This is a genomic window from Burkholderia cenocepacia, assembly GCF_014211915.1.
In the GTDB taxonomy this organism is placed as follows: Bacteria; Pseudomonadota; Gammaproteobacteria; order Burkholderiales; family Burkholderiaceae; genus Burkholderia; species Burkholderia orbicola.
Genome location: NZ_CP060039.1, coordinates 1,404,049 through 1,416,764, shown reverse-complemented (window position 1 = coordinate 1,416,764; position 12,716 = coordinate 1,404,049). Strand labels below are relative to the sequence as shown.

Genomic DNA, 12,716 nt, shown 5'->3' with positions numbered 1-12,716 from the left:
AAATTTTCACTTACCTGAGCTATGAAAATTCGAGTCGGCATCGACGAAAACATCGGCGCCGCCCCGATTTCCTGCATTTCTGGCCATGACCGTGCCGTGCATGCCGGCCGCGCCGAACACGCCGTCAACGATCAGTTCGCTCATGGACGTTCGAGCATCCATGCAAGCGTATTGCGAAGCGGTATCGCGTGAGTCGAACCGATCGCGTGTTCAAGCGCCCGGCAATTTCCGACGAGCTTGTGGACCTCGTTCGCGCGCACGAACTGCGGATTCACCGCCACCTCGAGTTCATGCCCGGATAGTTCCTGCACCGTCGCCAAGACGTCCTGCAGCGAATACCCGATACCTGAGCAGACGTTGAACGTGCGTCCTGCGAAGTCGGCTTCGATCAACTTCCGGTACGCGGCGACCACCATGCGCACATCCGAGAAATCTCGCACGACATTCAGATTGCCCAACTCGATGCGCTCTGCGCGCGCGCTGAAATGTCGAACGATCTTGGGCAGCAGGAATCGCTCGTCCTGACCGACGCCCGTGTAATTGAACGGCCGCACGATGACGATCGGAAGTTTGTCCTGCCACATGCGCGCGACCATTTCCATCGCCAGCTTGCTGATTGCGTAATCGTTTGCGGGCGCCGGCGCAGTGGATTCGTCGATGATTTCCCGATCGGAATTGCCATAGACGTTCGCACTGCTTGCCAACAACACGGCTCGCGGCTGACATGCGGCGCGCGTCAGCGCATCAAGCAGATTGCGCGTCCCGACCACGTTGGTCTGATAGATCGCGCCGACATCGCCGTGCTGAACGAACGCAATGGCCGCCAGATGCACGACGGCATCCGGTTTTTCGTCGGACAGCACGCGAACCAGCGCGTCGGTATCAAGCAGATCGCATACGTGCGTTCGCCACGGCGCAGCGGCAACCGGCTTGTGAACGATCCCGCAAACTTCGTGCCCCGAGCGGATCAACTCCTCCGCCATATAGCGGCCGGTAAATCCGTCCAGGCCCGTGACGAAAACTTTTGCCATGGCCTTAGAACGAGAAGCCTGCTTCGATGCGACGAATGTCCGCCTCGACCATCATCTGGCAAAGCTGCTCGAGCGTCGTCTTCGGCACCCAGCCGAGTTCCTTGCTCGCCTTCTCGGGGTTGCCGATGAGCAGATCGACTTCGGCGGGCCGGTAAAATTTCGGGCTGACCTTGACCACGGCCTTGCCGGTTCGGGTATCGACGCCCGTCTCGTTTTCGCCCGCACCTTGCCACGCGAGTTCGATGCCTGCCGCCTGGGCTGCCATCGACACGAAATCCCGCACCGTCTCGGTCCGGTTCGTCGCAAGCACGTAGGTATCGGGGCGTTCCGCCTGCAGCATGCGCCACATGCCTTCGACGTACTCCTTCGCATAGCCCCAGTCACGCTTGGCGTCGAGGTTGCCGAGTTCCAGCACGTCGAGCTTGCCGAGACGGATCTTCGCCAGACTGTCCGTAATCTTCCGCGTCACGAATTCGCGCCCGCGCAGCGGCGATTCGTGGTTGAACAGGATGCCGCTGCAGCCGAAGATGTTGTAGCTCTCGCGATAGTTGATCGTCATCCAGTGCGCGTAAAGCTTTGCGACGCCGTACGGACTGCGCGGATAGAAAGGCGTGCTTTCAACCTGCGGTACGGCCTGTACCTTGCCGAACATTTCCGACGTGCTGGCCTGGTAGAAGCGGATCGCAGGATTGACCGTGCGAATCGCCTCGAGCAGGTTGAGCGCGCCGATACCGGTAATCTCGGCGGTGGTTGCCGGCTGATCGAACGACACGCCGACGAAACTTTGGGCCGCCAGGTTGTAGACCTCGGTCGCTTGCGTCGTCTGAAGCAGGCGAATGCTTGCGCCAAGATCGGTCAGGTCGTATTCGGCGAGGTGAAGATTAGGATGATTGCTGACGCCGAGCTCGTCGATTCGCCAGAAGTTCACCGAGCTGGTGCGCCGATAGGTGCCGTAGACGGTGTAGCCCTTCTCGAGAAGCAGCTCCGCAAGATACGCGCCGTCTTGCCCGGTAATGCCAGTGATGATTGCAACAGTCATGTTCTTTCCAGTTTGTTCAGCATGTTGAAGCTCCGGCCAGAATCGTCGATCGGGGTCACGCCATGAGAGCGGCCGATACGACATGAATCCAGGCCGGATTCCAATCGTGGTTAATTGCCCTTCGCCGCGACGACATCGCGCCCGTAGTTGTCGTCGAGACGCACGATGTCGTCTTCACCGAGATACGAGCCCGATTGAACCTCGATCAGTTCGAGCGGAATCTTCCCCGGGTTCTGCAAGCGATGCGTCACGCCCAGCGGAATATAGGTCGACTGATTCTCGCTCAGCAAAATGACCTGGTCGCCGTTGAAGACGCGCGCGGTACCGCGGACAACGACCCAGTGTTCAGCCCGATGATGGTGCATCTGAAGGCTGAGCGACGAGCCCGGGTTGACGATAATGCGCTTGACCTGAAAGCGTTCACCCTGATCGATACTCTCGTACGAACCCCACGGCCGGATGACCTTCCGGTGCGTCACCGACTCGTGTCGCCCCGACGCGCTGAGACGCTCGACGATCTTCTTCACACGCTCGGACTGGTCGCGATGCGTGACGAGGACCGCGTCCGCCGTTTCGACGATGATCAGATCCTTGACGCCGATGGCCGTGACCATTCGATGATCGGCCCGGATATAACTATCGGAAACATCGTCAGTCAGGACGTCGCCCGACAGCGTATTGCCCGTATCGTCGGTATCCGAAATATCCGCGAGCGCGGCCCATGAGCCGATATCGCTCCAGTTCAGACCTGCGGCCGCGACCATCACCGCATGGTCGGTTTTCTCCATCACCGCATAGTCGATCGAGATGTTCGGGCATTCCTGGAATGCATCGGCGTCAAGTCGGACGAAATCCTCGTCGCGCTTTGCCTGCTTGACCGACAGCGTGACCTGCTCGAGCACGGCTGGCTCGAATCGCTTGAGTTCGTCGAGATACACCGACGCCTTCAGCATGAACATGCCGCTGTTCCAGTAATAACCGCCTTCCGACACGAACCGCGCCGCCGTTTCCGCATCCGGTTTCTCGACGAATGCATCGACACGGAACGCGTCGTCATGCGACGCCAATGCGTTCCCGCTGCGGATGTAGCCGTAGCCGGTGTGCGGCTTGGTCGGCTCGATACCGAACGTGACGAGATGCCCGTCGTTTGCGATATCGCGCGCCGTGTCCGCCAGCTTCGCGAAAATCGCATCGCTCAGGATCACGTGGTCGGACGGCAACACGAGCAGCAACGCGTCCGGCGACTGCTCCATCGCAAGCAACGCCGCCGCCGCGACCGCGGGCGCCGTATTGCGCCCTACCGGCTCCAGAACGACCGCCGACGCGGCCACGTCGATGCTGCGCAACTGATCGGCCACGATGAAGCGTTGTTCCGCATTCGTGATCATGATCGGCGCTTCGACGCCGGGCACGCCCTGCAGACGCAGCACGGTCTGCTGAACCAGCGTGTGTTCTCCGGCCAGCTTGAGGTACTGCTTGGGATAACCGCCCCGGGACAACGGCCAAAGACGGGTGCCGCTACCGCCGCACAGAACTACAGGGAAGATGTTCACGTCAACTCCGTTACGATATACCTTCTATTTTTCCAACCGCCGGATCAGTACCACTCATTAATTCCGGCGGCATCCGGCCTGCATCGCCGGGCACGCGCTCAGACGAGCGCGCCCACCCGTGACGGCCAGGCCAGACCGATATCCTCTTCGTTCAACGTCAGATTTGGACTGTATGAGGAATCATTCCGCAGCAGCTCTCCCCAGTGCTTTTGCATGTACTCGGTCTCGCCGTCGAATCGAGCCTGTTTGACAGGATCGTCCTCGTAACCACGCGTCGCCGACTCATGGTGATACAGCTCCGCATACGGCGTCCAGACATTGCGATAGCCGGCCTTCAGCAAGCGAAGACAGAAGTCGATATCGTTGAACGCGACACCCAGATCCCGTTCGTTCATTCCAGCCACTTCGCGATAGGCAGCCTTGCGCACGATCATGCATGCAGCGGTCACTGCGGAGAAGGCGCCGATCAGGCTGGCGCGACCGAAGTACCCGAACGATCCGCGAGGAATGTGTTTGTGTACATGTCCCGCCACGCCGCCAAGCCCCAGCACCACGCCGGCATGCTGGACGGTGTCGTTCGGATAGAGCAGTTTCGCGCCCACCGCGCCGACGCCCGGTTGCAATGCAATACTGACCATTTCCGTCAACCAATCGGGAGAAATCACCTCGATATCGTTGTTGACCAGTCCGACGACCTCGCCGCTCGCCACCTCGACGGCCGCATTGCACAACGCCGCGAAATTGAACGGCCGATCGTCGCGCAATATCCGGAAACGCACGTCGTTCTCGAGCGACGCGAGGTAATTCAGTGTGTCTGGATCATCCGAGCCGTTGTCGACGATGACGATTTCGTAGCGTGTGTACGTCGTCTTGCCAACAATGCTCGTGATGCACTGCCGAATCAGGTTCAGCCCGTTTCGGGTCGGGATGATCAGGCTGACGAGCGGCGCCGGATCCGGCAACGCATACCGCGCACGGTAGCCGTTTCCTGCGTACTCCGCCACACCGCGGACACCCGTTCGCTCGAAGTGGTCGTTGAGCGCCCGCTCACCGGCCACTACCGCGTAGGGCTTGGCGTCGGTCCCCGACGAGGTGCTTTCAGCATGAACCCGCCAGTGATACAGCACCCGTGGAATGTGATGAATTGCAGCCGCGCCCGCACGCTCGACACAGCGAAGGGCCAGATCATAGTCCTGAGACCCCTCATACCCCTCGCGGAAACCGCCGACTTCGTCGAGCAGCGCCTTTTGAAACACACCCAGATGACTGAACATGTTCTGTGAAAGGAACAGATCGGGGTTCCAGTCGCACTTGAAGTACGGTTCACGGCGCTTGCCCGAGCCATCGATCTTGTCTTCATCAGAATAGATCATTCGAATCGACGGATCGCGTTCGATCACATCCGCGACACAATAAAGCGCCTGCTCCGGCAACAGGTCGTCGTGATCGAACAGCGCGACCCACGTGCCCGTCACGAGTTCGAGCGCAGTATTCGATGCGGCAGAAATATGGCCGTTCTTCTGCCGGAACGCGACCTTGATCCGCGGGTCTTGGGAGGCGTAACGTTCGAGCAGCGGGCGGATGGCCGGATTCGTCGACACGTCGTCGGCAATGCAGAGTTCCCAATGCGGATAAAGTTGTCCGCGGATGGACTCGATCGCCTCCGCCAGCCAAGCGGGATCGGGATTGTAGACGGGCATCACCACTGAAATCAGCGGCGGATTCGCGAAACCGGCGATACGCTCGCGAATGGCCGCGCGCGTTGCGTCGTCAACCTGATCGTAACGGCGAACCCATTCTGCATAGAGAACCGGATCGATGACACCCGGCGCGCCCGCGCGCAACCATGCGATCCGGCTTCTGATGCCGGCAACTCCTTCCCGGCGGAAGATACCGTAAGCCTTGCGCACGACCAGTCGCAATCCACCGTCACCCGCCACCCGGTTCACGAACGAGCGTGCTTTGCGCAACTTCATCGGTTCAGCACCCAGCCATACCGGCGTTCGACTTCACAACCATCACTCCCCCACCGAAGCAGCATATTGCGACACGACGTCGTCGACTTCCCCGAAAGCGCGCACACGCCCGCGCTCCATCCACAGCGCCTTGTTGCACACCTTGCGGATCTCCTTGTTCGAGTGCATCGCGAGCACAACGATCTCGGCGCGGTCGTGCAGTTCCTCGAGACGCGCCTCGGCCTTGTGCATGAACGACGCATCGCCCACGCCCATCACTTCATCGAGCAGCAGGATCTCGGCGTCGACCGCCGTGGACACGGCGAATGCAAGCCGCATCTTCATGCCGCTCGAATAGGTACGGATCGGCAGATCGAGGTAGTCGCCCAATTCACTGAAATCAGCGATATCGTTCTGCTTTTTGCGAATCTCCGCGTCAGTCATGCCGAGCAGCAGGCCGCGCAACCGGATGTTCTGCATACCGGTCGAGTTCTCGTCCATGCCGAGGCTGATGTCGAGCAGCGGCACGGCCTTGCCCACGCGTGACAGCGAGCCGGCTGTCGGAGGATAAATGCCGGCCATCGCGCGCAGCAGCGTCGACTTTCCCGCGCCGTTGTGACCAATGAGCCCCACGCGATCGCCTCGATCGAAGCGGAAACTCAGATCGTCGAGCGCCCGTACGACGATGACGCCGTCGTTGCCCTCCGCGATCCGGTTGCGTCGCCCCATGCGAAGCACCTGTTTCTTCAGCGAGCGGCCCTGGACGTCGTAGATCGGCAAATCCAGCGTCACGTTCTTCAGTTCAATGTGTGCCATGTCGCCCCCTTCAGACCCAGTACGGAAGACGTTTCAGATAACGACCGGTCATGAGCAGTGCGATCGGCCATCCAACGACCGCCATGCCAATGGTCACTCCCCACGTCAGCGCGCTCGGCATTTGTCCGATCAGCGGGCCGCGAACGACATCGATCAGGTAAGCAAGCGGATTCCATTCGACGATGAACGAAAAGCGATTCAGCGCGTCTGGACGAAAGATGATGGGTGTTACATAGAATGCGACTTGAAGCAGCGCGCCAATGATCTGCGGAAGGTCGCGGAATCGTGCGGACAACAGGCTTGTCAGCATGGCGATCCACATTGCATTCAGCACATACAGAAGCAGCCCCGGAATGAACATCGGCAGCGTCTCCCAGCTTTTGACGCCGAAGATCATCAGAAGACCGATGACAATCACGAAGTTGTGTGCCAGCACGATCAGGTTCCGCCATACGACTTGCAGAATGTAGATCAGCTTCGGTGTGGGCACCTGGCGTATGTAGGCGCCGCTGCTGATATACGCGATGCTTCCCTCCTGGATCGTCTGCGAAAAAAGCCCCCACAGCACGATGCTCGATGCGAGGAACGGCAGATATTCGTTCATCTTTTGTCCGAACAACGTACCGTAGACCACGCCGAGCGACGTAATCATCACACCCATGCTGATCGTGAGCCAGAACGGTCCGACACTCGAGCGAGCATAGCGCTGCCGGATTTCGAGCCAGCCGAGCAGCGTCCATAACCGCCACGAGGCAATGCTCTGTTTGAGATCAGCAAGTGAAAGAGTCAGCATGCAAGCTTTCTAGTTGAATGAGATTGAAAAATGGGCCGGTACATCAGAGCGCACCGGTACGACCGGTCAGTCCGTGCCAGATGCCGAGCAATGAGAGCCGCAGGTGCGCCACGCGAGGCTGCATGAACAACGCGTAGATCGCAAGCCGGACCGGCATCTTGACCAGTTCGGTCGACTTCCAGCTCCACGGTACGTAGGAACGCCGGATCAGCGCGATCGCGTTGCGGAACAGATAGTAGTGCCGAACCGCGCTGTGCCCCGGGTAGCTCCGCCCGAACACCTTCACCGGCTCGCCGCCCAGTTCATGCTTCAACCGCAACGCCGGCGCGCCGAGCACCGAATACCCCTTCGAGCGCGCGCGGACACACCATTCGAGATCGACGAAATCGATGAACAGCGAATCGTCCATCGGGCCGATGTCGCGCCATACAGCGAGATTCACGCACGATCCCGACGTAATCAGAAAGTCGACCTCGACCGGTTGCACACCGTCCGGCTGAACCCGGCGCAGCTTCACGTACCCGAAGCGGACGAACGGCGCGACGCCGCCCAATCGCGCATCCTCGTACGCGGGGCCGACGAGCGCCACGCGACGATTACGCATGCGCTCGGCCGCCATTGTCCGAGGCAGTTCGACCAGCAATTCGTCTGACGGCTCGCTATCCTGATCGAACAGCAATACCGACGTACAGTTCGCCGCGGCCAGCCGTTCGATGCCCTGGTTGAGCGCCGTCGCGATGCCAAGATTGGCGCCGTTCGCGACATAGTCGATACGCGCGTCGAGCCCGAGCGCTTCCGGCGCACTGATGCTCTCCGTGTTATCCACCACCACGCATGGCCATACTTTGGCGAGCCGGTTCGCACGGACTACGCAACCGCTATCCGGCCGGTAGAACACGATCACGACACCGGTCTGCTCCTGAACCGCGGAATTCTGATTCAAGTTACTCACTCAGGCACAGCTTCAGCGCATCGGCCCAGTCCGGCAACCGCAACCCGAATGCTTCGGTCAGCTTGTCGTGCGACAGTCGCGAATTGGACGGGCGCTTGGCGGGAACCGGGTAGTCGCTCGCCGGAATCGGCAACACCTTCGGCGCATGCTCGCCCATCGCCTGGGCGAAGATTGCCTCGGCAAACCCGTGCCACGACGTGGCGCCCGCGGACGTGAAGTGATAGACGCCGGAACGCTGCGCCCACCAGTCCGCGTCATCGGCCGCCAATGCCTGCGCGACGATGTGCGCGGTCGCGGTGGCGATCGTCTTCGACCATGTCGGCGCGCCAACCTGATCCGCGACGACACGCAACTCAGGACGCTCGCTCCCGAGCTTCAGCATCGTCAGCAGGAAGTTCTTGCCGCGGCGGCCGTACACCCAGCTCGTCCGCAGGATCAAGTGTGCGCAACCTGTCGCCGCGATGGCCTGCTCGCCCTCCAGCTTGGTCAGCCCGTAGACGTTCTGCGGGTTGGTCGCGTCCGTTTCGACATAGGCCCCCTCTTTGGTGCCGTCGAACACATAGTCGGTCGAGTAATGAACCAGCGCTGCACCGAGGCGCGCCGCTTCCTCTGCGAAAGCACGCGGGACTTCGGCATTCAGCCGGCGCGCGGCGTCGACGTCCGTCTCGGCCTTGTCGACGGCCGTGTACGCGGCCGGGTTCACGATGATCGACGGCTTCAGCTCGCGCACGACACTGCGCACCCGATCGAGGTCGGACAGGTCGAGCATCGAGCGGTCGCATGCCACCACGCGGCCGAGCCCTTGCAGCGAGCGCAGCAGTTCGAACCCGACCTGGCCATTCACACCCGTCACAAGGATCGTCGGCTCAGGAGTCACACCCACCTCACGCATAAACTTCGGCTTCGCTCAAACGCTTGCCGGCCGCATCCTTCGCCGCCAGCAGCGGCTCGAAATCGATCGGCCACTCGATCCCGATCTCCGGGTCGTTCCACACGATGCTGCGCTCGTGTTCGGGGAACCAGTAGTCGGTCGTCTTGTAAAGGAACTGCGCGGCCTCCGACAGCACGACGAACCCGTGCGCGAAGCCGGGCGGCACCCACAGTTGCCGATGGTTGTCGTTCGACAGCACCACACCCACCCACTTGCCGAAGTTGGGCGAATCCTTGCGAATGTCGACGGCGACGTCGAACACTTCGCCCTCGACCACGCGAACGAGCTTGCCCTGCGCGTGCTGGATCTGATAGTGCAGGCCGCGCAGCACGCCCTTCGACGAGCGCGAATGGTTGTCCTGCACGAATTCGACGCCGGGTGCGACCTGCTCGGCGAATTCCTTCCCGTTGAAGCTTTCGTAGAAGAACCCGCGCGCGTCGCCGAACACCTTCGGCTCGATGATCTTGACTTCGGGCAGCGCCGTTGCCGTTACTTGGATGGCCATGCGACTTGATCCGTAAGAATGTTCTTCAGGTACTGACCGTATGCGTTCTTCGCGAGCGGCTGGGCGAGCTTCAACACTTGCTCCGCGTCGATCCAGTTGCGGCGATACGCGATCTCTTCCGGACAGGCGACCACGAGACCTTGCCGCTTCTGCAGCGTCGCGATGAAACTGGCCGCCTCGATCAGCGAATCGTGCGTGCCGGTATCGAGCCAAGCGTAGCCACGCCCCATGATCTCGACGTTCAGCGCGCCGCTGTCGAGATAGCGCGAGTTGACGTCGGTGATTTCGAGCTCGCCGCGCGGCGACGGCTTGATGTCGGCCGCGATGTCGCACACCTGGTTGTCGTAGAAGTACAGGCCGGTCACCGCGTAGTTCGAACGCGGCTTCGCGGGCTTCTCCTCGATCGACAGTGCGCGGAACGACTTGTCGAATTCGACGACGCCGTAACGTTCCGGGTCGTGCACGTGATAAGCGAACACCGTCGCGCCCGTTTCCTGCGCATGCGCGCGCTCGAGCTGCTTCGCGAGGTCGTGACCGTAGAAGATGTTGTCGCCGAGGATCAGCGCCGACGGATCGTTGCCGACGAACTCCTTGCCGATGATGAACGCCTGAGCGAGACCGTCGGGCGACGGCTGCACCGCGTACTGGATGTTCATCCCCCACTGGCTGCCGTCGCCGAGCATCGACTCGAAGCGCGGCGTGTCCTGCGGCGTCGAGATGATCAACACGTCGCGAATGCCCGCGATCATCAACGTCGACAGCGGATAGTAGATCATCGGCTTGTCGTACACCGGCAGAAGCTGCTTCGAGACGACGTGCGTGATCGGATACAGCCGGGTACCGGAACCGCCAGCGAGAATGATGCCTTTACGTGCCATCGCTTCTCTCCTCAAGTGCGTTTCGCGTAGTTCGTCTCGACCCACTTGCGGTACTCGCCCGATGCGACCTCATCGGCCCACACCTGGTTGTCGAGATACCAGTCGACCGTCTTTGCCAGGCCGGTCTCGAACGTTTCCGCGGGCTTCCAGCCGAGTTCGCGTTCGAGCTTGCGCGCATCGATCGCGTAGCGGCGATCGTGGCCGGGCCGGTCGGTCACATAGGTGATCTGGTCACGGTACGAACCCGCTGCCTTCGGGCGCGCCTTGTCGAGCAGGTCGCACAGCGTATGCACGACTTCGAGGTTCTTCTTCTCGTTCCAGCCGCCGACGTTGTACGTCTCGCCCGGTACGCCGCGCGCGAGCACTTCGCGGATCGCGCTGCAGTGGTCGCCGACATACAGCCAGTCGCGCACGTTCTGCCCGTCGCCATACACCGGCAGCGGCTTGCCCGCGAGCGCGTTCGCGATCATCAGCGGGATCAGCTTTTCCGGGAACTGGTACGGGCCGTAGTTGTTCGAACAGTTCGTCGTCAGCACCGGCAGGCCATACGTATGGTGATACGCGCGCACCAGGTGGTCGGAACCCGCCTTCGTCGCGGAATACGGGCTGTTCGGCGCGTACGGCGTCGTCTCCGAGAATTGCGGGTCGGTGGCCGACAGCGAACCGAACACCTCGTCGGTCGACACGTGCAGGAAACGGAACGCGGCCTTGTCGGCGTCGTTCAGACCGTTCCAGTACTGGCGGGTAGCCTCGAGCAGCGTGAACGTGCCGACGACGTTGGTCTGCACGAAGTCCGCGGGACCGTGGATCGAGCGATCGACGTGGCTTTCCGCGGCGAAGTGCAGCACCGCGCGGGGCTTGTGCTCGGCCAGGAGGGCGTCCAGCGCGTCACGGTCGCAGATGTCGACGCGCGCGAACACGTGCTTCGGGTTTCCGTCCAGCGACTGCAGCGTGCGCAGGTTCCCTGCATACGTCAGCTTGTCGACGTTGAGCACGGCTTCGTCGGATGCGCGCAGCCAGTCGAGTACAAAATTGGCACCGATAAAACCCGCGCCGCCCGTAACCAGGATCATGAGGCTCCCTCAAATAGTGTGCGGCAGACGCCATCAGGCGCCTGCCACCTCAGATTCGCAAATGCCAGTAGCTTGTGATTGCCACGTCAGACCGGGAATTTTAACCGGTCGACATGGCCTCCAAAGTCATGAAATGCTAATTTTGTTGGGGAAAGCGACAATTATAGGTAGCCGTCCCCTGCAAAAGCCATGCCGCTAACAACTTGATACAGCCCTTCGAACCCTTTCCGGGCATGAAATTTCTTGCCAAATCAACGCACGGTTGCGGAACACAAATTGCGCAACACTGCAGTGACTGGATAATTTTTCCCGTGTTCTCGATACTCGCGAAATCCCCTGCCCCATGACTTCCCCTCCCATCGCCATCGGCGACATCCAAGGCTGTCACACCGCTTTCCAGGCGCTGTACGAAAAGCTTTCGGCGCCCACCGACGCCCCCCTCTGGATCGCCGGCGACGTCGTCAACCGCGGCCCGGGCTCCCTTGCCGCGCTGCGCGCGGTCGTCGAGCTCGGCCCGCGCGCGACCGTCGTGCTCGGCAATCACGACCTCCACCTGCTCGCGGTCTCGGCCGGGCTGCGCACCGAGCGCCCGGGCGACACGATCGGCGAGATCCTCGACGCGCCCGACGCCGACGCGCTGCTCGACTGGGTCCGCCACCGCCCGTTCGTGCATGTCGAAGACGGAAAGCTGCTCGTGCACGCCGGCGTGTTGCCGCAATGGGACGCCACGCTCGCGCTCGAACTCGCGGACGAACTGCAGCGCGCGCTGCGTGCCCCCGACTGGCGCGACACGCTGCAAGGCCTGTACGGCAACGAGCCGAATCAATGGACGCCGAACCTGAAAAAACGCGACCGGATGCGCGTCGCATTCAACGCGTTCACGCGCCTGCGCTTCTGCACGCCCGACGGCGCGATGGAATTCAAGGCAAATGGCGGCCCCGACAGCGCGCCGCCCGGCTACCTGCCGTGGTTCGACGTGCCGGGGCGCCGCACCGAGGACGTGACGGTCGTGTTCGGCCACTGGGCCGCGCTCGGCCTGATGTTGCGCGACAACGTCGTCGCGCTCGATTCAGGATGCGTATGGGGAAATCAGTTGTCGGCCGTGCGGCTCACGGCCGACCCGGCGCAGCGCACGGTCACGCAGGTGCAGTGCGAAGCGTGCCGTTCGCCGGGCGGCGAATGACGGCACG

13 protein-coding genes are annotated in these 12,716 nt (G+C 61.6%); 1 reads left to right on the top strand and 12 read right to left on the bottom strand.

From position 1 onward, the window contains the following. Positions 1-6 precede the first annotated feature (6 nt). From SY91_RS06595 to rfbB, 12 genes are all read right to left on the bottom strand, one after another. Entirely contained in the window at positions 7-144 is a 138-nt protein-coding gene (locus SY91_RS06595; protein WP_023475272.1) for a hypothetical protein, read from the bottom strand. Then, positions 141-1,031 carry an NAD-dependent epimerase/dehydratase family protein gene (locus SY91_RS06590; RefSeq protein WP_011544753.1) on the bottom strand — a complete coding sequence of 297 codons (891 nt, stop codon included), beginning with the start codon at positions 1,029-1,031 and terminating at the stop codon, positions 141-143. The genes SY91_RS06595 and SY91_RS06590 overlap by 4 nt, the downstream gene beginning before the upstream one ends. A gap of 4 nt (positions 1,032-1,035) precedes the next feature. Further along, on the bottom strand, positions 1,036-2,070 hold the full coding sequence (gene gmd, locus SY91_RS06585; RefSeq protein ID WP_023475274.1) for a GDP-mannose 4,6-dehydratase: 1,035 nt from the start codon (positions 2,068-2,070) through the stop codon (positions 1,036-1,038). A gap of 110 nt (positions 2,071-2,180) precedes the next feature. Beyond that, positions 2,181-3,623, bottom strand: a complete 1,443-nt coding sequence (locus SY91_RS06580; RefSeq protein ID WP_043886841.1) for a mannose-1-phosphate guanylyltransferase/mannose-6-phosphate isomerase — start codon at positions 3,621-3,623, stop codon at positions 2,181-2,183. Between the two features lie 98 nt (positions 3,624-3,721). After that, the gene (locus tag SY91_RS06575; protein WP_023475276.1) at positions 3,722-5,599 is read right to left on the bottom strand and encodes a glycosyltransferase family 2 protein; all 1,878 of its coding nucleotides are present in this window, start codon (positions 5,597-5,599) and stop codon (positions 3,722-3,724) included. A gap of 42 nt (positions 5,600-5,641) precedes the next feature. Then, positions 5,642-6,394, bottom strand: coding sequence for an ABC transporter ATP-binding protein (locus tag SY91_RS06570; RefSeq protein ID WP_023475277.1), 753 nt, complete (start codon positions 6,392-6,394; stop codon positions 5,642-5,644). Positions 6,395-6,404: 10 nt separating this feature from the next. Then, positions 6,405-7,187 carry an ABC transporter permease gene (locus SY91_RS06565; RefSeq protein ID WP_023475278.1) on the bottom strand — a complete coding sequence of 261 codons (783 nt, stop codon included), beginning with the start codon at positions 7,185-7,187 and terminating at the stop codon, positions 6,405-6,407. Between the two features lie 43 nt (positions 7,188-7,230). Next, positions 7,231-8,130, bottom strand: coding sequence for a glycosyltransferase family 2 protein (locus tag SY91_RS06560; protein ID WP_023475279.1), 900 nt, complete (start codon positions 8,128-8,130; stop codon positions 7,231-7,233). Between the two features lies 1 nt (position 8,131). Beyond that, positions 8,132-9,031, bottom strand: a complete 900-nt coding sequence (gene rfbD, locus SY91_RS06555; RefSeq protein WP_043886842.1) for a dTDP-4-dehydrorhamnose reductase — start codon at positions 9,029-9,031, stop codon at positions 8,132-8,134. Further along, on the bottom strand, positions 9,024-9,575 hold the full coding sequence (gene rfbC / locus SY91_RS06550; protein WP_011544743.1) for a dTDP-4-dehydrorhamnose 3,5-epimerase: 552 nt from the start codon (positions 9,573-9,575) through the stop codon (positions 9,024-9,026). The genes rfbD and rfbC overlap by 8 nt, the downstream gene beginning before the upstream one ends. Then, on the bottom strand, positions 9,560-10,453 hold the full coding sequence (rfbA, locus tag SY91_RS06545; RefSeq protein ID WP_011694186.1) for a glucose-1-phosphate thymidylyltransferase RfbA: 894 nt from the start codon (positions 10,451-10,453) through the stop codon (positions 9,560-9,562). The genes rfbC and rfbA overlap by 16 nt, the downstream gene beginning before the upstream one ends. An 11-nt stretch (positions 10,454-10,464) precedes the next feature. After that, entirely contained in the window at positions 10,465-11,526 is a 1,062-nt protein-coding gene (rfbB, locus tag SY91_RS06540; RefSeq protein ID WP_012328028.1) for a dTDP-glucose 4,6-dehydratase, read from the bottom strand. 343 nt (positions 11,527-11,869) lie between these two features. Between rfbB and SY91_RS06535 the strand changes: the two genes are divergently transcribed. Then, on the top strand, positions 11,870-12,709 hold the full coding sequence (locus tag SY91_RS06535) for a symmetrical bis(5'-nucleosyl)-tetraphosphatase (RefSeq protein WP_023475281.1): 840 nt from the start codon (positions 11,870-11,872) through the stop codon (positions 12,707-12,709). Positions 12,710-12,716 lie beyond the last annotated feature (7 nt).

Excerpts from the sequence above, each read along its gene's own strand:
- SY91_RS06595 (WP_023475272.1), bottom strand. The coding sequence starts at position 144 with ATGAGCGAACTGATCGTTGACGGCGTGTTCGGCGCGGCCGGCATGCAC.
- SY91_RS06590 (WP_011544753.1), bottom strand. The coding sequence starts at position 1,031 with ATGGCAAAAGTTTTCGTCACGGGCCTGGACGGATTTACCGGCCGCTAT.
- gmd (WP_023475274.1), bottom strand. The coding sequence starts at position 2,070 with ATGACTGTTGCAATCATCACTGGCATTACCGGGCAAGACGGCGCGTAT.
- SY91_RS06575 (WP_023475276.1), bottom strand. The coding sequence starts at position 5,599 with ATGAAGTTGCGCAAAGCACGCTCGTTCGTGAACCGGGTGGCGGGTGAC.
- SY91_RS06570 (WP_023475277.1), bottom strand. The coding sequence starts at position 6,394 with ATGGCACACATTGAACTGAAGAACGTGACGCTGGATTTGCCGATCTAC.
- SY91_RS06565 (WP_023475278.1), bottom strand. The coding sequence starts at position 7,187 with ATGCTGACTCTTTCACTTGCTGATCTCAAACAGAGCATTGCCTCGTGG.
- rfbD (WP_043886842.1), bottom strand. The coding sequence starts at position 9,031 with ATGCGTGAGGTGGGTGTGACTCCTGAGCCGACGATCCTTGTGACGGGT.
- rfbC (WP_011544743.1), bottom strand. The coding sequence starts at position 9,575 with ATGGCCATCCAAGTAACGGCAACGGCGCTGCCCGAAGTCAAGATCATC.
- rfbA (WP_011694186.1), bottom strand. The coding sequence starts at position 10,453 with ATGGCACGTAAAGGCATCATTCTCGCTGGCGGTTCCGGTACCCGGCTG.
- rfbB (WP_012328028.1), bottom strand. The coding sequence starts at position 11,526 with ATGATCCTGGTTACGGGCGGCGCGGGTTTTATCGGTGCCAATTTTGTA.
- SY91_RS06535 (WP_023475281.1), top strand. The coding sequence starts at position 11,870 with ATGACTTCCCCTCCCATCGCCATCGGCGACATCCAAGGCTGTCACACC.